Below are 19,167 nucleotides of genomic sequence, written 5' to 3'. Positions count from 1 at the left end.
TGCCTCATCTGATCTGCACTCCTGGAGCCATGTAGCCGTTCTTGGTGGGAATCCTGCCCTGCACGATGTCTTCGTGGGTAATCGGCGGGTGGGGGTCCGTGGGTTTGCCTCCGAGCGCCGTCGCTCCGGAGTCGCCCTTGATCCCCGATGGGCCGTATGCCGTGATGGCCTGGCCTTGGCTGCTGCCGGGTCCATGAACCACGACGATGTCCTCGCCCTGGCGGAAGATGAGCTTTTGGGTCGTGCCCGTCGTCTGGTAGACCGCATCCGGATTCTTCAGGATCTCCACGGCCCGTCCGTCGGGGAAAGCATGCATGTCGTCCCCGTGGTAGTCGCTGTGCTTCTTGAACCCTCCGTCCTCCGCCCGGGCGATGACGTCGTCCACGACCTTGTCGATCCGCTTCTGTGCCTTCTCCTCCTTGGTGTACTTGGGCATCAGGCCCAGCGGGTCGCAGCCGCCGTGAGGGTTGTCCACGTACGCGACGGGGTTAGGGGCGGGGGCCAGTCCGAGGGGGTCCGGGGAGGTGTAGCGGCCGGTTTCCGGGTCGTAGTGGCGGAAGACGTTGTAGTGGAGGCCGGTCTCGGGGTCGTAGTACTGGCCGGGGAAGCGGAGCGGGGTGTAGGTGCTGCTGTCGCGGGCCCAGGCGGTGGCGCCCCAGAGGGTGGCCCGGGAGCGCCAGGCGATGTTGCCGGACTCGTCGATCAGTTCGGTGGGGGTGCCGATGAGGTCGGTGGCTATGGCGAAGAAGCGGCTGTCAATCTCCTCCTGGCGGTCGTCGGCCGTGAGGATGCGCTCGGTCTGGGCCAGGGGGATGACTCCGCGGTGGTCCCAGGTGAGGGCGATCGTGTTCGGTTGTTCGGGCTGGTGGCTGGTCTGTTCGCACAGGGTGAGGCCGTCCCAGGTGAACCGTTCCTTGCTGACCGCCTGGCCGAGCTGGTCGCGCTCGAACGAGATGGTCCCGCCGAGCGCATCGGTGCGGAGGCGAGTCGTCCCGCGGCGTCCAGCCGGTAGGTGAGGGTGCGGCCGTCGAAGTCGGTCTCGGAGACGATGTTGTCGGCGGCGTCGTACGTGTACGTCCAGGTCAAGCCGTGCGGATTGATGACGCGGGTGAGGCGCAGCGCGGAGTCGTGCTCGAACTCGTAGCGTGCGCCGTCGGGCCCGATACGGGCGACCGGGAGGTCACAGTGGGTGTACTCGAAGCGGGTCACCCCACCGGCCGCGTCGGTACGGGAGAGCAGGTTGCCCTCGCCGTCGTACGTCCACGTCTCCGTGGCGCCGTCGGGTCCGGTGCGCCAGGCGAGCTGCCCATCGGCGTCCCATTTCAGGCGGGTGACACCGCCCGTCGGATCGGTGATGCGGACCGGCCTGCCGAGGGCGTCCCGCTCCGTACGGGTCACGGCGCCGGACGGATTGGTCACCTCCACGGGCAGCCCCGCCGCGTCGCACACCACGTAGGTCGTGGCCCCCTCGGCGTCGATGAGCGAGGTGAGACGGGCGGCGTGGTCGTAGGTGTAGCGGGTGGTGGCGCCGGCCGGGTCGGTGACGGCCGTGCGATTGCCACGTTCGTCGTACTCGTGGAGCATGCGTGCGCCGTCCGGACCGAAGACTTCCACCGGCAAACCGAACGGGCCGCGCACGGTGTGCAGTTCGCTGCCGTCGGGGCGGACCGCGCGGATGATGCGGCCGTCCTCGTCGTACGAGAAGACGGTCGTGAGGCCAAGCGGGTCGGTGCGGGACAGCAGGTTGCCGCGCGGGTCGTAGGTGAACCGGGTGGTGTGGCCGAGCGGGTCGGTGACGGCCAGGAGCTTGCAGCCCGGGCCGAACACGTGGCGGGTCGCATGCCCGTCGGGGGTGGTCAGGGTGGTGGTGTGGTGACCCGTCTGCGGGTCCGGCTCGGTGTATGACAAGGTGATCTGGATGTGGCCGGCTTCGCCGCCTTCCGCCACGACGCGGTCGCGGTCGTCGTAGACGTAGTCGTACCGGCTTCCGTTGGAGTCGATCCAGGCGATGACGCGGCGGCGGTCGTCGTAGACGAAGGTGGTGGTGGCGCCCGACGGCTTGGTGGCCGCGGTGAGGTTGCCGTCCTCATAGCCGTAGCCCATCAGGGGCAGGTCCGCGCCGCCCTCGCCCGCTCCGGCCAAGGACAGGGCGGTGACCAGACCGTCGGTGATGGACACTTTCACCTGGTGGCCCGCCGAGTGCACGAGGGCCAGCGGCAGACCGTCCTCGTCACGATCGACGGTGATGGTGTGGCCGTTGCGTTCGGTGATGCCGGACAGCCAGGCTTCGCCGTCGCCTCCCGGCTCGCTGCCGACTGGGGCGGTGAAGTGGAAGACCAGGCCGCTGTCGGGCTCGGTGACCGTGTAGTCGCCGTTGGCATCGCGGGCCAGCAGGGTACGGGCCCTGCCCTTGTCCGGCCGGGTGGGCACGCCGGGAGCCGGGTGCGGGTACGTAATCAGAAGGCCTTCGGCCGTGACATGGATGACGCCGGCCTCGTCGATTTCCAGCCGCTCGTCGACCGTGGACGTCCAGGCTGGCCCGAGGAAGCGCCCGACCGGGCAGCCCGACTCGGTGCGGCGGGTGAAGACCAGTGGCAGGATGCCGGGGAGTTCGAAGTCGGTCTGGGGCAGGAACATCCGGCCCGTGGCGAGATCCACCGGGTCGCCTGCCGTCTTGCGCTCGCCATCCGTGGTGTTGTGCGTGCCGTCCGGGGCGTCCTCCACCTGCTGGCGCACCTTCCGACCCTTGATGTCGTCGAGGTGCCTGGCGGCGGAACCGAACTTCTTGACGGCGCCGGTGCCCTTGGAGCCTATGAGTTCGGGGATCAGCTTGCCGATTCCTTCGGAGGGATCCTTCATGAACTCGTCCAGCATCTTCTTGCCCGCGCCCCAGGGGTCGTTGGCCATGGTGAGCAGACCTGCGGCCGTCGAGTTCAGGTTCGTCACGTACTCGGCGGGGTGAGCGATGTTGTAGAGACCCAACGGATTCAGGGCGCTTGCAAAGTTGACGACGCCAGCCGTGCCCTTGACGACACCGCCCAGGAGGTGAGTTCCGGCGAGCTCGAAGTAGATCCGTCCATCGTTGAGCTGTTCGGTGTACGACGGCTTGGGCGGCGCGGCATCTCGGGCGGCCTCGAGGGTGCCGCCGAGGTTCTCGGCGACCTCGTTGCGCTGCTTGCGGGCGTTGTCGAGCTTCTCCTGCGCGGCAGTGGCCATCGCCTTGCCCGGATCGGGGTAGTCGTCCCCCGGGCGCGGCGGGAGGGTCTCCTTTTTCGCCTTGTACGCGTCGTTGTATTCCTTGACCAGCTTGTTGTGGGCAGTGCGGGCGTCCTCGGAGGCCTTCTTGGCCTTGTTGTAGTCGTCGAGGGCCTCCTTGGCCTGGCCCTGGGCCCATTCGACGGTCTCGGCGAAACGACCCATGACGTCGGCGGCCTTGCCGAACGCGTCGGCAGCCTTGAACCAGCGCGGCGGCTCCTTCGAGACGGAATCACGGAACGCTTTGGCGCTCTCTCCCTTGAGTCCGTCGGGCTGGGTGAGGCTCTTCAGACCGTTGCCGACGGATTCAAAGGCCTTCCTGAAGTCGTGCAGGTGGGCGACCTGCTCGCGGATCTTTGATGGGCTGCCGTAGACGAGCTTCATCGGGTCCTCGGTCTGGCCGAGTTCGAGTTCCTCCACGTCCGAGCCGAGCCGGTTGGCCGCCGAGCGGCTCTTGTCCCGGATCCAGTCGCCCGCATCGTCGAGACCGACTTCCTCCGCCAGGTCGGCCGTCTTGCCACCGGTCCACTCGATGGCGTTGCCGACCCCCTCGGCAACGTCCTCGGCAATGTCCTCGACCGGATCGGGAATGTAGTCGCGCCAGCCCATCAGTTGCCGCCCCCGTCGCCCTTCGCCTGTTCCAGCAGATCCTTCAGGGAACCGATCCTGCCGGTGGAGGTCACTGTGTCCTTGGTGTCCGACCAGGTCTGCTTGATGTCCTTCGAGCCCTTCTCGAACGACTCGGCGCTGTGGTCCGGTTTGTAGACGTCCGCGCTGAAGATGTCGCCCCAGGACTTCTGCTCGATCTCGTCCTCGGTGGCGTGCGGATTGACGTACGCGGCGTTCGCGGCTACCTTGAACGCGCCCTGGATGTACTGATCCTCCTCCCACATCATCCCCGCGGCGATGCCAAGATGCCCGGCGAGGGTGGAGGCATCCTGGATCAGGGCGCGCACGCCCCACTCCCAGCGCTCGCAGAAGTCCTCGAAGCGCGTGGCCAGTCCTGCGTGCCCGGTCTCCATCCCCGTCATCGACAAGTTCTCGAAACCCGCACCCTGCGAGGCCCCGGCGGCATCGCCGGACTCCCGCAACTCCGATATCGCTGCCCGCAGCCCGATCTGGATCGAGGCAACCGCCGCCGGCGAAACCTCCAGATCCCCCTCGCTCGCCATCAGGCCACCGCCCCATCGGAAACCCGCCCGGCGACATCAACGGCGCAGGTATCGGGGACGATCCCCGCGACCGGCGGGAACAACATCGAGCCGTCGGTGTCGGCCACGTTCACCGCCACCCCGGCCGGTCCGTCGACCTGCGGAACGACCGCATCGATCAGCCGCGCGCCGAGAACCGCCAGGTAAGGCCACTCCCGGCCGTCCTCCCCGCGGGCCCGGGCGAACCGGAACAACGCCTCCTCGTCGGTGAACGCATAGAACCAGCGGATCCCGCCCGACACGGCCGACGTCAGACCACCGGCGGCGTCACCGGCACTTGCCGCGACGTCGGTGACCGGAACGAGCAGGGCAGCGCGGCGGAACTCTCCCACCAATCGCCCCGGATCCCCCCGGCCTTCCCGGTGATCGGCGATCTCTTCGGTCAGTCCCATGGTATTGCGCCCCCTCCGCGTGATCCATATGAGAGGGGCAAACAGTACCTTGATCATCTAAATGGCCTCACGCGGCGAGGGTCACACACTCCCGGCGCCCGCGGCCATGCGCCGATCAAATGTTCCGATGACCTTGCTGCTTAGGGGCCCTGTGCTCGGCATCGGCCACTATCCCGGCGTCAGCGTGGGACTGCTTGAACCCAGCCTCATCGCATGTGGTCGACGGCCCGCTACGGGACGACCGTGCTGGTTCGCTCGTCGACGGCCCCGCGTGGGCTGGGCAGTCCAGGCGTTCGCAGATGCGGCAGCCCACGCCAATGGGTTCGTCGCGGATGTGTTGGCCAGGTCGAAGCCGTCCGAGTAGATGAGCCGTGACGCGCCGGATGTCGCCGCCGAGCCCGATGGCGAAGGTGTTGCCGGATGCGCCTCAGGTGCCGCTGTGGAGGGCAACGGCGCGGGCGGAGCGGTCTCATGACTCGTTGGATTCAAGAGCCAGTCCCCAAGTTTGAAGACGGGGTACAGACTGAGACAAAATACCTCCATCGGGGCCACTGTAAAGGGGTATCCGAACGCCCAACTTAGCTCTGGCATGGCTTCGACGTTCATGCCATAGATGGTTCCAACCAGTCCGGGTGCAAACAGAATTGCCGCCAGCCTGAGATCTTCTTGATCTCCTCGTTCTGTTCGAAGCCGGTTTAGGCCAGGGCGCTCATTTCGGCGTTCTGCTGCTGGGAGACCAGGATGGCGTTCACCGCGAGGATCTCGGTCAGGGCCTGGCGGAAGCCGTCGACGCGGCTTCCCGCCGTCCTCCGGTGACGAGTTGCGGACAGAAGGTGTCCGCAAGGAGGACTAGCTTGCTCTCATGGCCTCCAGGACGACACATCCCGTACTCGACACCCGCGCACTGAACCGTGCCACGCTCGCCCGCCAGTTGCTGCTCGGCCGCGCCGAGATGTCCGCGCGGGACGCCGTCGCCCACCTCCTCGGGCTGCAGGCGCAGAACGTCAAGCCCCCGTACTTCCAGCTGCACGCCCGCCTCGCCGGCTTCGACCCCGCCGAACTGGCCGGGCTCATGGAGTCCCGCGAGGTCGTACGCATGGTCACCATGCGGTCGACCATCCACACGCACACCGCGCACGACGCACTCACCCTGCGCCCCCTCGTCCAGCCCGCCCGCGACCGCGAAGTCACCTACTTCCGCAAGGGCCTCGACGGCGTGGACCTGGACCGGCTGGCGCGGCGGGCCCGCGCCTTCGTCGAGGGCGAGCCGCGCACCATGGCCGAGATCCGCGAGGACCTGCTCCGCGCATGGCCCGACGCCGACCCGCAGTCCCTGTCCGTCGCCGCGCGCTGCCTGCTGCCGCTGGTCCAGGTCACGCCCCGAGGTGTGTGGGGACGCAGCGGGCAGGTACGGCTCACCACCGTCGAGAACTGGCTCGGCGAGCCCGCCGGGGCGGCGCAGCCCGTGGAAGAGGTCGTCCTGCGCTACCTCGCGGCGTTCGGCCCCGCGTCGGTCAAGGACATGCAGACCTGGGCGGGGGTGACCCGCCTGCGCGACGCCTTCGAACGCCTGCGGCCGGGGCTGGCCGTCTTCCGCGACGAGAACGGCGTGGAGCTCTTCGACCTGCCCGACGCGCCCCGCCCCGACGCCGGCACCCCGGCGCCGGCCCGCTTCCTCCCGGAGTTCGACAACCTCCTGCTGTCCCACGCCGACCGCACCCGCGTGGTCCCGCCCGAGGTCAAGGGGCGCAGCTGGACCGGGAACCAGGCCCACTGCACCCTCCTCGTCGACGGCTTCCTGGCCGGGCTCTGGAAGCTGGAGGGCGGGGCGCTCACCGTGGAACTGTTCGACCGGGTGCCGAAGGCGGCGCGGGAGGAGATCGTCGCCGAGGGGGAGAAGCTGGTCGCCGACCTGGGCGGACCGCCCGACGCGACCGACCGGCCCGCCCCGTCCGTACGCTTCGCCCCCATCCGCCGCTGACAGCCGACTGCCGCACCCGGGCCGCCCCCCCGGCCCCCTCAAACGGTCAACTCGCGGCTGACGCCACCCTGGTGGTCGGTACACCGGACGCGGCACGATACCTGCCATGACGACCGAAAGTGCCCGGAACAGCGCCACCGGCGACGCCGCCGACCCCACCGCCCAGTTCCTCGCCGCGCGGGACTTCCTGCTGGAGCGGCGCGGCGACTACGAAGCCGCCCACACCGGATTCACCTGGCCCCGCCCCCACCGCTTCAACTGGGCCCTGGACTGGTTCGACCGCATCGCCGCCGGCAACGACGCCGACGCCCTGCGCATCGTCGAGGAGGACGGCACCACCGAGTCCCTCTCCTTCGCGCAGCTCGCCGTACGCTCCGACGCGACCGCCGGCTGGCTGCGCGGCCAGGGCGTCGCACCCGGCGACCGGATCCTCGTCATGCTCGGCAACCAGCGCGAGCTGTGGGAGGTGATGCTCGGCGCGATGAAACTGCGCGCCGTCGTCATCCCCGCCACCCCCCTCCTCGGCCCGGCCGACCTGCGCGACCGCGTCGAGCGCGGACACGTGCGGCATGTCGTCGCGCGGATCGAGGACACGGCCAAGTTCGACGAGGTCCCGGGCGACTACACCAGGATCGCCGCCGGGGACCCGGCCGACCGGGTACCCGCGGGCTGGCTGCGCCTCGCCGACGCCCCGGACGCCGTCGGCGGCTTCACCCCCGACGGTGAAACCCTCGCCACCGATCCCCTGATGCTCTACTTCACCTCCGGCACCACCGACCGCCCCAAGCTCGTCGAGCACACCCACGCCTCGTACCCCATCGGGCACCTCTCCACCATGTACTGGCTGGGGCTGCGCCCCGGCGACGTGCACCTCAACATCGCCTCGCCCGGCTGGGCCAAGCACGCCTGGTCCAACCTCTTCGCCCCCTGGAACGCCGGCGCGACCGTCTTCGTCCACAACTACGCCCGCTTCGACGCCGAGCGCCTGATGGCCGAGATGGACCGGCACGGCGTGACGACCTTCTGCGCCCCGCCGACCGTGTGGCGGATGCTGATCCAGTCCGACCTCAGCCGACTGGCCCGCCCTCCGCGCGAGGCCGTCGCCGCCGGCGAGCCGCTCAACCCGGAGGTCATCGAGAAGGTCCGCGAGGCCTGGGGCGTCACCATCCGCGACGGCTTCGGCCAGACCGAGACCACCCTCCAGGTCGGCAACTTCCCCGGCGTCCCCGTCAAGCCCGGCTCCATGGGCCGCCCGGCGCCCGGTTACGAGATCGTCCTTCTGGACCCGGTCACCGGCAAGGAGTCCGCCGACGAGGGCGAGCTGTGCGTGGACCTGCGCGTCCGGCCCGCCGGGGTGATGACCGGCTACCGCGACGACCCGGAGCGCACGGCCGAGGCCATGGCGGACGGGCTGTACCGGACCGGCGACATCGCCGCCCGGGACGCCGACGGCTACCTCACCTACGTCGGGCGCTCCGACGACGTCTTCAAGGCCTCCGACTACAAGATCAGCCCGTTCGAGCTGGAGAGCGCCCTGCTGGAGCACGAGGCGGTGGCCGAGGCCGCCGTGGTCCCCGCCCCTGACGCGCTGCGGCTGGCGGTACCGAAGGCGTACGTCACCCTCGCGGCCGGCTGGGAGCCCGGGCCGGAGACCGCCCGGGTGCTGTTCGAGCACTCCCGTGCGGTGCTCTCCCCGTACAAGAGGATCCGGTGCATCGAGTTCGGCCCGCTGCCGAAGACCGTGTCCGGCAAGATCCGGCGGGTGGAGCTGCGGGAACTCACCGCGGCCGGCTCCGCCGAGGAGTACCGGGAGGCCGACCTGGGCTGACCGGGACCAGGCGCACCGGGCCCCCGGCGGCACGGTGCGCCGCCCGCCCGGGCCCGTACGCACGCGTACGTCTCCGCCCGGCCCCGCAGGCACCCGTACGCCTCCGCCCGGGCGGGCAGGCACCCGTACGCCTCCGCCCCGGGCGGGCAGGCACCCGTACGCCTCCTCGCCGTGTCCTTACGCGGGCAGGTGCGCCTCGATCGCCGCGATCACCTCGGGCGCCTCCGGCTCGGTGCGCGGACGGAACCGTGCCACGACCTCGCCCGCGGGGGAGATCAGGAACTTCTCGAAGTTCCACTGGATGTCCCCCGCCTCACCCTCCGCGTCGGGGGTCTTCACCAGCTCCTGGTACAGGGGGTGCCGGTTCTCCCCGTTGACCTCGGACTTCTCCAGCATCGGGAAGGTGACGCCGAAGCCCGCCGCGCAGAAGGTCTGGATGTCGTCGGCGTTGCCGGGCTCCTGGCCGCCGAACTGGTTGCAGGGCACACCGATGACGGTGAAGCCCTTCTCCTCGTACGTGAACTGCAGGCGGGCCAGCCCCGAGTACTGCGGGGTGAGCCCGCACTGCGACGCGGTGTTCACGAGCAGGATCGCCTTGCCCTTGTGCGCCGCCAGGCTGGTGGGCTCGTCGGACAGGGTGGTCAGCGGAATGTCGTACAGGCTCACGGGACTCTCCTCGGCAGGCAGCGGGTCGTGCCACGAGCCTAAAGGGTGGTCAGGGGGTGCCCCGCCGGTCAGGCCCCCGAGCCGACCAGTTCGTCCGCCGGGTCGTTGACCGGCTGCGGCATGCCGGTGAGGTCCATGACGAACAGCGGTATCCCCAGCTCGTCCGCGCGGACGCGGGCGTCCGCCGTGTACCCGGCGAGGGAGAAGTAGACGCTGGTCGCGGAGGCGGTGAGTCCGTTGAGCCACACGCATTCCACCGCCCGCAGCCCGGCCGGCGCGGTGGTCGGGTCCACCTGCGCCACCAGCCCCGGAGCGCGCAGGTCCACCGCCGCCGACGGGATCGGACGCCCGTCGGGCTGCCGTACGTCCTGGAATCCCAGCCAGCGCAGGTACAGCGCGGCGGTGGCGACCGCGTCCCTGGCCGTACGGATGGTCACCGGCCGGAAGGCGGGCCGCGGCACCGACCCGGTCGGTGGCGGCGGCATGTGCGCCGGGTCCGGGCCGGGCCGCGCCGACGCCGGGCCGCCATCACCGCGCCCGAGTCCGCCCGCACCTCCGCCCGTACGTCCGCCGGCACCTCCACCCGCAGGTCCGGAAGCCGCATCCCCGGCCGACCCGGCAGCACCACCGGCCGGGCCGCCGGCACCAGCACCGGCCGGGGCGCCGGCACCAGCACCGGCCGGGCCGCCGGCATCACCATCACCGGCCGGGCCGCCCGCAGGGTCACCGGCCCAGGTCGCCGCCGGAGCGTCGGCGCGGGCCCCGGCCGGGCCGGCCGCGTCCCCGGGTCCGGTGTCCGACCCCGTACCGGCCTCCAGCGGCTCCGGCGGGTGGACCGGGAGCCGCACCACCGTGCCGCACGATCCGCACCCCAGCTCGGGGTGCGGCCACTCGCTCTCCCGCCCGCACGTCGTGCACCGCACCGACACCCAGCTGTCCGACCAGGTGCGGTGGGTCAGCAGGACCGGGGGCGCCGACAGGTCCAGCGGGGGATGGACCGGGCTCCCGCAGGCGCAGGGGAAGACCGGCGCGGTGTAGCCGTTCTCGCGCAGGCACGCCGGGCAGCGCACCGGTACCGCTTCCGCCATGACCCCTGACCCCCTCCGTCGCCCTGCGTAGGTCCATGCTCCACCACCGGCGACCGCCGGGGCGAGCGTGAGCGCCATTTCCGCACCGTTCCCGCCGACGGATCGGTGATTTGTACAAGTCGCCGAGTGAGATGCGGCTTTTGGTGGTTTCCGGGGTGCCGCACCGCCTTGACGCCGGAGGAGACGCCGCTTAGCTTGTTCCGTATAGCAGAACAAAACTTCCGGATGACGGAAAAGCCTGACCGCCAGACCCGCAGGAGAACCTGATGCCTCGTATGACAGCCGCCGCTGCTGCAGTTGAGATCCTCAAGCTCGAGGGTGTCGAACAAGCGTTCGGTGTTCCCGGTGCTGCGATCAACCCCTTCTACCGCGAGCTCAAGAACGTGGGCGGCATCAACCACACGCTCGCCCGCCACGTCGAGGGCGCCTCGCACATGGCCGAGGGGTACACGCGGGCCAAGGCGGGCAACATCGGCGTCTGCATCGGCACCTCGGGTCCGGCCGGCACCGACATGATCACCGGCCTGTACTCCGCCATCGCGGACTCCATCCCGATCCTGTGCATCACCGGTCAGGCTCCGGTCTCCAAGCTCCACAAGGAGGACTTCCAGGCCGTCGACATCGCCGCGATCGCCAAGCCGGTCACCAAGGCCGCCACGACGGTCCTGGAGGCGGCGCAGGTTCCCGGCGTCTTCCAGCAGGCCTTCCACCTGATGCGCTCCGGCCGTCCCGGCCCGGTCCTCATCGACCTGCCCATCGACGTCCAGCTGACCGAGATCGAGTTCGACCCGGCGACCTACCAGCCGCTGCCGGTCTACAAGCCGCAGGCCAGCCGCGCCCAGGCCGAGAAGGCCCTGGGCTTCCTGCTGGAGTCCGAGCGCCCGCTGATCGTCGCCGGCGGCGGCATCATCAACGCCGACGCCTCCGACCTGCTCGTCGAGTTCGCCGAGCTGACCAACATCCCGGTCATCTCCACCCTCATGGGCTGGGGCGTCATCCCCGACGACCACGAGCTGGCGGCCGGCATGGTCGGCGTCCAGACCTCGCACCGCTACGGCAACGCGACCTTCCTGGAGTCGGACGTCGTCCTCGGCATCGGCAACCGCTGGGCCAACCGTCACACCGGCTACAACCTGGACGCCTACCTGGGCGACCGCAAGTTCGTCCACGTCGACATCGAGCCCACCCAGATCGGCAAGATCTTCGCCCCGGACTTCGGCATCGCCTCCGACGCCAAGGCCGCGCTGGAGCTCTTCATCGAGGTCGCCAAGGAGCTCAAGGCCGAGGGCAAGCTGCCGGACTTCTCCGCCTGGGCCGCCTCCGCCCAGGAGCGCAAGGCCACCCTGCAGCGCCGCACCCACTTCGACAACATCCCCATGAAGCCGCAGCGCGTCTACGAGGAGATGAACAAGGCGTTCGGTCCCGAGACCCGCTACGTCACCACCATCGGCCTCTCCCAGATCGCCGGCGCGCAGATGCTGCACGTCTACAAGCCGCGCCACTGGATCAACTGCGGCCAGGCCGGCCCGCTCGGCTGGACCATCCCGGCCGCCATCGGTGCCGCCACCGCGGACCCGGAGACCCCGATCGTCGCGCTCTCGGGCGACTACGACTTCCAGTTCATGATCGAGGAGCTGGCGGTCGCCGCCCAGCACAAGGTCCCCTACGTCCACGTCCTCGTGAACAACGCCTACCTCGGCCTGATCCGTCAGGCGCAGGGCGGTCTCGGCATCAACTTCGAGGTCAACCTCGAGTTCGAGAACATCAACACCCCGGAGATCGGCGCCTACGGCGTCGACCACGTCAAGGTCGCCGAGGGCCTGGGCGTCAAGGCCATCCGCGTCACCGACCCGAACGAGCTGGGCGCCGCCTTCGAGCAGGCCAAGAAGCTGGCCCAGGAGTTCCAGGTCCCGGTCGTCGTCGAGGCCATCCTGGAGCGCATCACCAACATCTCGATGAGCAAGACCGTCGACATGAGCGACGTCACCGAGTTCGAGGAGCTCGCGACCGAGCCCGGTCACGCCCCCACCGCGATCAAGGCCCTGCAGGTCTGACCGCCCCGCACCGCAGAGCGGCCCCCGTCCCTCCACCCGGAGGGGCGGGGGCCGCTCGCGTCACGTCACCTCACCACGCGGACTCGGGTACGACCGTCCGCGTCACCGCCCCGGCCCCCGCCGCGACGGCGAACTCCCGCTCGCACGGCCCCCAGAGGCGCGCGGGAGACGCTGCGACGGCAGGAGACGAGGCCCGGCCGGGGCCCCTCGCCGCGTCCATTCGGGCTTCCCTCACGTGCGTCGGCCGTCGGCGGCCGGGGTGGTGGGCTGCGGGGCAGGACACTGGCCGGGGCCTCCGGTTGCCGCCGGGGCGGGTGGAGAGCGAGGTGGCCGGGTGGCGCACGCATCGACGGGCGGAGCGGAGGGCGACGGCGGGGCCGCCGACCGTGGCGACGGTGCTCCCGGCACTCCCGGCACTCCCGGCACTCCCGGCACTCCCGGCATTCCCGGCACTCCCGGCACCGCCGACGGTGACGTCGAGCTCGGCGGGTACCGGCAGGAGCTGAAGCGCACGCTGGGCTCCTTCCAGGTGTTCGCGATCTCGTTCGCCTTCATCTCGGTGGCGGTCGGCGTCTTCGCCACCTACGACGAAGTGCTGCGCAGCGCCGGGCCGGTGGGGATCTGGCTCTGGCCCCTCGCCGCGGTGGGGCAGACCCTGGTGGCCCTGGTGGTCGCCCAGTTCGCGGCCCGCATCCCGCTGAGCGGGTCCTCGTACCAGTGGGCGTCACGGCTCGGCAGCACCCGGACGGGCTGGTGGTTCGGCTGGCTGACCTTCTGTTACCTGGCCATCGCCGTGGTGGCGATCGACAACGCGCTGGCGAGCCAGGCCTTCATGCCGCTCGCCGGCATCGCGCCGGACGAGGGCACCGCCCGCGTGATCACCCTGGTGGTGCTGTTCGTCCAGGCCGTCCTCGCCATCGCCTCGACGCGCCTGGTCGGCTGGATCAACTCGGCCGCGGTGGGACTCGAAGTGGTGCTCGTCGTGGTGGTGGCCGTCGCCCTCCTCGTCGCCGTCGCGGTCACCGGCGACGGCACGGCCGCGAACCTCGGCTCACGCGGCGTGGCCGAGGACGCGCCCGGCTACTTCGCCGTCGGCGGCGGGCTGATGCTGGCGATGATCATGGGACTGGCCACCCTCGTCGGCTTCGACTCCGCGGCCAACCTGGCCGAGGAGGCCAAGGACCCCCACCGCAGCGTCCCCCGCGCGATCGTGGGCTCGGTCGTCGCCGCCGGGGTCCTCGGGATGGTCCTCCTGATCGCCCTCACCGTCGCCATCCAGGACCTCCCGCGGACCAGCGCCGAGGGTTCACCGGTCGCGGCGATCATGCGGGACCGGCTCGGGCCGGCCGCCGAGAAGGGGCTGCTCGTCGCGATCTCGTTCGCGTTCTTCGGCGCCGGGATCGTGGTGATGACCGCCTGCTCGCGGCTCGTGTACGCGATGTCGCGCGACGGGCGCTTCCCCGCGCACCGGGTGATGCGCCGGGTGGACTCCCGTACGCGGACGCCGGTCCCCGCGACCCTGCTCATCCTCGCGCTCGGGTGCGTCCTGATGGTCGCGCTGCCGGGCGCCGCCCTGCTGGAGCTGATCACGGCGTCGACGATCCTGCCGGCCCTCATCTACGGCGCCACGATCGTCCTCTACCTGGCCGTACGCCGCCGCCTCGGACGCCGGGAGGGCGCCTTCGACCTGGGCCGCCTCGAACTGCCGGTCGCGGTCTGCGCGCTCGCCTGGACCCTGCTCGCGCTGTTCGTCCTGGTGACCCCGCGGGAGGCGCTGGTCCCCGTCGTGGTGGTGGCGGGCCTGCTCGCCCTGGGCGGGCTGTTCTTCCTCGGGATGCTGCGGTTCGACCGCGCGGCCCTGGACACGGAGCCCGGCGTCGACACCGACTGGTAGCGGTCCCCACCCCGGCCCCCACCCGGCCCCCACCCCGGCCCCCACCCGGCCCCCACCCCGGCCCCGCCCCGGGCCGTGCGCGGGAACCCCGGTACAGCAAAGCGCCGAGTCACGGGACCGTCCGTGACTCGGCGCTCTGGTTGTTACCGCCCGACGGTGCGAGGCTGGCGCGACAGGACGTTCGCACCGCCGGGCGGAGTCTGTGGGGAGGAGGTCCCCTCTTCCCGCAGGGCGCTCTGTGCGCAGCCCCTGTGAGCAGAGGAGTGGCTGGGACCGTGGCGGGCGGGCGACGAGAACTCCGGCGTCGTCTCCCTCAGGTCAAGAGACGGGCCTCGGAACCCATTACCACCGCACTGGCTCGCACGCCCGCCACGGTCCTCGTCCTGCCCTCACCGCGTACCACCCCTCATCCGGGTCCACGGGTCGGGCTCAGCACCCGGGGCCTGACCTCCCGTCAGGCCCCCGGTACATCCATATCGGCTCAGGCGTCGCGCAGGGCGCGGACGGCCTCCTCGACGCGACGGCCGTAGTCGGCGTCGGCGGCGTGGAAGTGAGCCAGGTTCTTCTCGATGACGTCCTCCAGGGTGACCTGGGACAGGCCGCCCGCGATGTTCGCCACCAGCCGCTGCTTCTCGGCCTCCGACATCAGGCGGTAGAGCTCACCGGCCTGGAAGAAGTCGTCGTCCTTGGTGTGGGCCGGGGCCTCGTGGGTGCCCGTGTAGCCGGAGACGGCCTTCGGGGCGCCCAGCGCCAGACCGGTCTCGGCCGGGCCCTGGTACGAGTTGGGCTCGTAGTTCTTGTCGTGGCGCGAGCCGTTGCGCAGCGCCATGACACCGTCGCGGCCGTAGTTGTCGGCCTTCGTCGCCTTCGGGGCGTTGACCGGCAGCACGGTGTGGTTCACACCGAGGCGGTAGCGCTGGGCGTCGGCGTAGGCGAACAGGCGGCCCTGGAGCATCTTGTCCGGCGAGGCGGTGATGCCCGGGACGAAGTTGTTCGGGGAGAACGCGGACTGCTCGACCTCGGCGAAGACGTTGTCCGGGTTGCGGTCGAGGACCAGGCGGCCCACGCGCTGCAGCGGGTAGTCCGCGTGCGGCCACACCTTGGTGAGGTCGAACGGGTTGAAGCGGTAGTCCGCGGCCTCGGCGGCCGGCATGATCTGGACGTACAGGGTCCAGCTCGGGTTCACGCCGCGCTCGATCGCCTGGAGCAGGTCGGTCTGGTGCGAGTTCGCGTCCTTGCCGACGAGCTCGGCGGCCTGCTCACCGGAGAGGCAGCGGATGCCCTGGTTCGTCTTGAAGTGGTACTTGACGAAGAAGGCCTCGCCCTGCTCGTTCGTCCACTGGTAGGTGTGGGAGCCGTAGCCGTTCATGTGGCGGTACGACGCCGGGATGCCGCGGTCACCCATGAGCCAGGTGATCTGGTGCGTGGCCTCGGGGGCGTGCGCCCAGAAGTCCCAGACGTTGTCCGGCTCCTGCTTGCCCGTGAAGGGGTCGCGCTTCTGGGAGTGGATGAAGTCGGGGAACTTGATCGGGTCCTTGATGAAGAACACCGGGGTGTTGTTGCCGACGAGGTCGTAGTTGCCCTCTTCGGTGTAGAACTTCAGGGCGAAACCACGGGGGTCGCGCACCGCGTCCGCGCCGCCGAGGGAGTCGGCGACGGTGGAGAACCGCAGGAAGGTCTCGGTCTTCTTGCCGACCGTGTTCAGGAAGGCGGCGCTGGTGTAGGCGGTGACGTCGTCGGTCACCTCGAAGTAGCCGTACGCGGCCGAGCCGCGGGCGTGCACCACACGCTCCGGGATGCGCTCACGGTTGAAGCGGGCGAGCTTCTCCAGGAGCTGCTGGTCCTGGATCAGGAGCGGGCCACCGACGCCGGCGGTGGCGGAGTTCTGGTTGTCGGCGACCGGGGCGCCGGACTCGGTCGTCAGCGTGCGCTTCGACATGGTGACCTTCCGTACGGGTAACTGCTGACGGAAAGCGTCTTCCGTCATGCGGAACAGCCTAATTTCGGCGAGAACTAAACGTCAACAGTTTGTTGAACGAAGTTGTGGGCGAGATGACCCGGACGGTGCCGGCGCTTGGGCGCGACAGGACAGGTGTCAGCACCGGCACCGTCCGGAGACTCGGAGCCCCCTCCTGCGAGGGGACGGGCCGGGCCCCGAGGGGGCCCGGCGGGGGACCTCAGACCTGGGTGCCGGAGAGGCGCTCGACGGCGCGCAGCAGGGCCGAGTGGTCCAGGCCGCCGTCGCCCTGGGCGCGCAGCGAGGCGACCAGCTGGGCGACGACCGCACCGACGGGGAGGGCGGCACCGACGTTGCGGGCGGCGTCGGTGACGATGCCCATGTCCTTGTGGTGCAGGTCGATCCGGAAGCCGGGCTTGAAGTCGCGGTTCAGGAAGTTGTCCTTCTTGCGGGTCAGGACCGTGGAGCCGGCCAGACCGCCGTTGAGGACGTCGAGGGCGGCCCGGAGGTCCACGCCCGACTTCTCGAGGAAGACGACGGCCTCGGCGCACGCCTGGATGTTCACCGCGACGATGAGCTGGTTGGCGGCCTTCACCGTCTGGCCGGAGCCGTGCGGACCGCACAGGACGATGGTCTTGCCGAGGGCCTCCAGGATGGGCAGGGCCGCGTCGAAGTCGGCCTGCTCGCCACCCACCATGATCGACAGGACGGCCTCGATGGCGCCGGCCTCGCCGCCGGACACCGGGGCGTCGATGACGCGGATGCCCTTCTCGGCGGCGTTCTTCGCCAGGTCCACGGAGGTCTGCGGGGTGATCGACGACATGTCGACGATCAGCGCGCCGGACTTCGCGTTCTCGAGGATGCCCTCGGGGCCGTAGTTGATGGCCTCGACCTGCGGGGAGGCGGGCACCATCGTGATGATCACGTCGGCGTCCTTGACGGCCTCGGCGATCGAGCCGGCCGCGGTGCCGCCGGCGGCCGCGAGGCGGTCCAGCTTGTCCTGCTCCAGCGTGAAGCCGGTGACCGAGTAGCCGGCCTTCAGCAGGTTCTCGGCCATGGGGGAGCCCATGATTCCGAGACCGATCCAGGCGATCGACGGGAGTGCAGCGGGGTTGCTCATGATGAGGGTCCTTCTCTTAATGCTTCGTACGAAAAGTGCGTGAGGTGCCTGGCTGATCGCCCGGACTTCGTCCTCTACTCGGCGGCGCGGGCCTCGGCCGGCAGCCAGGCGAAGGACGCGGCAGCGTCGGCGGCCTTGTACTCGAGGCCCACGTAGCCCTCGTATCCGGCCTTCTTCAGCTGGTCGAGCAGCTCCTCGAGGGGCAGCTCGCCGGTGCCCGGGGCACCTCGTCCCGGCTTGTCCGCGATCTGGACGTGGCCGGTCTTGGCGGCGTACTTTTCGATGACCTCGGAGAGGTCCTCACCGTTCATCGCCAGGTGGTACAGGTCGAGCAGGAACTTGGCGTTGCCGAGGCCGGTGGCCTCGTTCACCTTGTCCACCACCTCGATGCCGGCCGGGGCGCTCACCAGCGGGTAGAGCGGCGACTCGGGCTTGTTGAGGGTCTCGATCAGGAGGATCGCACCCACGCGGTCGGCAGCCTGCGCCGCGACGACCAGGTTCTTCAGGGCCAGCTCGTCCTGGACGGCCGGGTCCACGCCCTCGACGCGGTTGCCGTAGAGGGCGTTCAGCGCCTTGCAGCCCACCGAGGCGGCGAAGTCCGCCGCCACGTTGATGTTGGCGTTGAAGCGGTCCGACTCCTCACCGGGCACCGAGACCGCGCCGCGGTCCGGGCCCGGCAGCCGGCCGGCGTAGAAGTTCAGGCCCACCAGCTGGGTGCCGGCGTCCTCGAGAGCCTTCTTGAGGGCGTCGAGCTCCGCCTGTGCGGGGGTGGGGGTCTCGATCCAGGGCCACCACAGCTCGACCGCCGTGAAGCCCGCCGCGGCGGCGGCCGCGGGGCGCTCCAGGAGCGGGAGTTCCGTGAAGAGGATCGACAGGTTCACATCGAAGCGCTGGTCCGTGTATCCCATGAGGGGTGTGCGCTCCTTCCGTATTGCGGAAGTTATTTTCTGCTTGATGGAAGACTGCATGGGGTCCCGCGCGGATGTCAAGTGCGGACTCCCGAAAAATCGAGACGGCGCGGTAGCTTGACGGCGTGCGATTGAGAGTGGAGTTCACGACCGAGCCCTTCGATCTCGAAGAGGCCCCCGACCACGCCGTGGCGGCCCGCGAGGTCATCCAGAAGGCCCAGCTGGAGGCGGTGGACGTCGGTCCGTTCGGCAACACCGCTGAGGGCGACGCCGACCGGGTGCTGTCCGCGGTGGCCGCGCTGCTGCGCGACTCCCTGGGGGCCGGGGCCACGCGCGTCACCCTCCAGGTCAACGTGATCGGCGAGGAGACGCCATGACCGAGCCCCGCGACCACCCCTTCGTCATCGCGGTCAAGCCGCTCGTCGACGCGATGGGCGGCGTGCTGATGGACCCGGCCCAGGCCACGCCCGACGACGTCGTGCTGCGCTGGGAGGGCCAGGACCTGCTCGCGGTGCGCCTGCCCCAGCTGTCGGACTCGCTGGACCACATCCTGGCCGCGCTGGAGCGCCGGCACGGCGTACCGTTGTCGCAGCTCGACCGGAAGTCCAAGCAGGACGTCGTACGGATACTGGAGGCGCGCGGCGCCTTCTCCGTCCGGCACGGTGTGGAAACGGTCGCGGGCGCCCTGGGGGTCAGCCGCTTCACGGTCTACAACTACTTGAACAGGGAAAACCCCAGTAAGAACAGCCAAGCGTGAACGACTTCTGACCCACAGTGACGAGCCGCCGCCCAATTCACCCGGGCGGCGGCTTT

The 19,167-nt window shown here is 70.2% G+C and carries 14 protein-coding genes and 3 pseudogenes; 6 read left to right on the top strand and 11 right to left on the bottom strand.

Translation table 11 applies throughout. From position 1 onward, the window contains the following. Positions 1-4: 4 nt before the first annotated feature. The 6 genes and pseudogenes from AC2RP6_RS10105 to AC2RP6_RS10080 form a co-directional block, all read right to left on the bottom strand. Positions 5-436: a hypothetical protein gene (locus AC2RP6_RS10105; RefSeq protein WP_486450583.1), complete on the bottom strand. Its 432-nt coding sequence runs from the start codon at positions 434-436 to the stop codon at positions 5-7. Beyond that, positions 431-3,864, bottom strand: a pseudogene (locus AC2RP6_RS10100) (putative T7SS-secreted protein); the annotation flags it as partial. The pseudogene AC2RP6_RS10100 and the gene AC2RP6_RS10105, both read right to left, overlap by 6 nt. Beyond that, positions 3,864-4,427 (bottom strand): hypothetical protein, encoded by a 564-nt coding sequence (locus tag AC2RP6_RS10095; protein WP_486445913.1) that lies wholly within the window; start codon positions 4,425-4,427, stop codon positions 3,864-3,866. The pseudogene AC2RP6_RS10100 and the gene AC2RP6_RS10095, both read right to left, overlap by 1 nt. Further along, positions 4,427-4,858, bottom strand: a complete 432-nt coding sequence (locus AC2RP6_RS10090) for an SseB family protein (RefSeq protein WP_486445912.1) — start codon at positions 4,856-4,858, stop codon at positions 4,427-4,429. Before AC2RP6_RS10090 ends, AC2RP6_RS10095 begins: the two co-directional genes overlap by 1 nt. A gap of 115 nt (positions 4,859-4,973) precedes the next feature. Next, positions 4,974-5,267, bottom strand: a pseudogene (locus AC2RP6_RS10085) (short-chain fatty acyl-CoA regulator family protein); the annotation flags it as partial. Between the two features lie 80 nt (positions 5,268-5,347). Further along, positions 5,348-5,655 (bottom strand): annotated as a pseudogene (locus tag AC2RP6_RS10080) (CorA family divalent cation transporter); the annotation flags it as partial. 65 nt (positions 5,656-5,720) lie between these two features. Here AC2RP6_RS10080 and AC2RP6_RS10075 point away from each other — a divergent pair. Together AC2RP6_RS10075 and AC2RP6_RS10070 are read left to right on the top strand one after the other, a co-directional pair. Beyond that, positions 5,721-6,839, top strand: coding sequence for a winged helix DNA-binding domain-containing protein (locus tag AC2RP6_RS10075; RefSeq protein ID WP_486445911.1), 1,119 nt, complete (start codon positions 5,721-5,723; stop codon positions 6,837-6,839). Positions 6,840-6,945: 106 nt separating this feature from the next. Further along, complete coding sequence (locus AC2RP6_RS10070) at positions 6,946-8,667, top strand: AMP-binding protein (protein ID WP_486445910.1); 1,722 nt, start codon at positions 6,946-6,948, stop codon at positions 8,665-8,667. A gap of 177 nt (positions 8,668-8,844) precedes the next feature. Here the strand turns inward: AC2RP6_RS10070 and AC2RP6_RS10065 are convergent, their stop codons facing one another. Both AC2RP6_RS10065 and AC2RP6_RS10060 read right to left on the bottom strand, forming a co-directional pair. Continuing rightward, positions 8,845-9,333 (bottom strand): glutathione peroxidase, encoded by a 489-nt coding sequence (locus AC2RP6_RS10065; RefSeq protein ID WP_387125483.1) that lies wholly within the window; start codon positions 9,331-9,333, stop codon positions 8,845-8,847. A 68-nt stretch (positions 9,334-9,401) separates the two neighbouring features. Further along, complete coding sequence (locus AC2RP6_RS10060) at positions 9,402-10,262, bottom strand: hypothetical protein (RefSeq protein WP_486450278.1); 861 nt, start codon at positions 10,260-10,262, stop codon at positions 9,402-9,404. A 434-nt stretch (positions 10,263-10,696) separates the two neighbouring features. Here AC2RP6_RS10060 and gcl point away from each other — a divergent pair, with 434 nt between their 5' ends. Together gcl and AC2RP6_RS10050 are read left to right on the top strand one after the other, a co-directional pair. Further along, positions 10,697-12,475, top strand: coding sequence for a glyoxylate carboligase (gene gcl, locus AC2RP6_RS10055; protein WP_486450277.1), 1,779 nt, complete (start codon positions 10,697-10,699; stop codon positions 12,473-12,475). 334 nt (positions 12,476-12,809) lie between these two features. Further along, positions 12,810-14,369 (top strand): APC family permease, encoded by a 1,560-nt coding sequence (locus AC2RP6_RS10050; protein WP_486445909.1) that lies wholly within the window; start codon positions 12,810-12,812, stop codon positions 14,367-14,369. A 481-nt stretch (positions 14,370-14,850) separates the two neighbouring features. On the opposite strand, the gene AC2RP6_RS10045 is transcribed toward AC2RP6_RS10050, so the two are convergent. The 3 genes from AC2RP6_RS10045 to AC2RP6_RS10035 form a co-directional block, all read right to left on the bottom strand. Further along, a complete protein-coding gene (locus AC2RP6_RS10045) occupies positions 14,851-16,308 on the bottom strand; it encodes a catalase (protein ID WP_030822343.1) in 1,458 nt (485 codons plus the stop codon). A gap of 238 nt (positions 16,309-16,546) precedes the next feature. Further along, entirely contained in the window at positions 16,547-17,446 is a 900-nt protein-coding gene (locus AC2RP6_RS10040) for a 2-hydroxy-3-oxopropionate reductase (RefSeq protein WP_486445908.1), read from the bottom strand. A gap of 74 nt (positions 17,447-17,520) precedes the next feature. Then, positions 17,521-18,354 (bottom strand): TIM barrel protein, encoded by an 834-nt coding sequence (locus AC2RP6_RS10035; protein WP_486445907.1) that lies wholly within the window; start codon positions 18,352-18,354, stop codon positions 17,521-17,523. 125 nt (positions 18,355-18,479) lie between these two features. Here AC2RP6_RS10035 and AC2RP6_RS10030 point away from each other — a divergent pair, with 125 nt between their 5' ends. Together AC2RP6_RS10030 and AC2RP6_RS10025 are read left to right on the top strand one after the other, a co-directional pair. Next, entirely contained in the window at positions 18,480-18,731 is a 252-nt protein-coding gene (locus AC2RP6_RS10030; protein ID WP_486445906.1) for a YkoF family thiamine-binding protein, read from the top strand. Then, positions 18,728-19,111: a helix-turn-helix domain-containing protein gene (locus AC2RP6_RS10025; RefSeq protein WP_486445905.1), complete on the top strand. Its 384-nt coding sequence runs from the start codon at positions 18,728-18,730 to the stop codon at positions 19,109-19,111. Before AC2RP6_RS10030 ends, AC2RP6_RS10025 begins: the two co-directional genes overlap by 4 nt. Positions 19,112-19,167 lie beyond the last annotated feature (56 nt).

It is taken from the genome of Streptomyces sp. WAC03905, from assembly GCF_057371075.1.
This window is presented reverse-complemented; position numbering and strand designations above follow the sequence as displayed.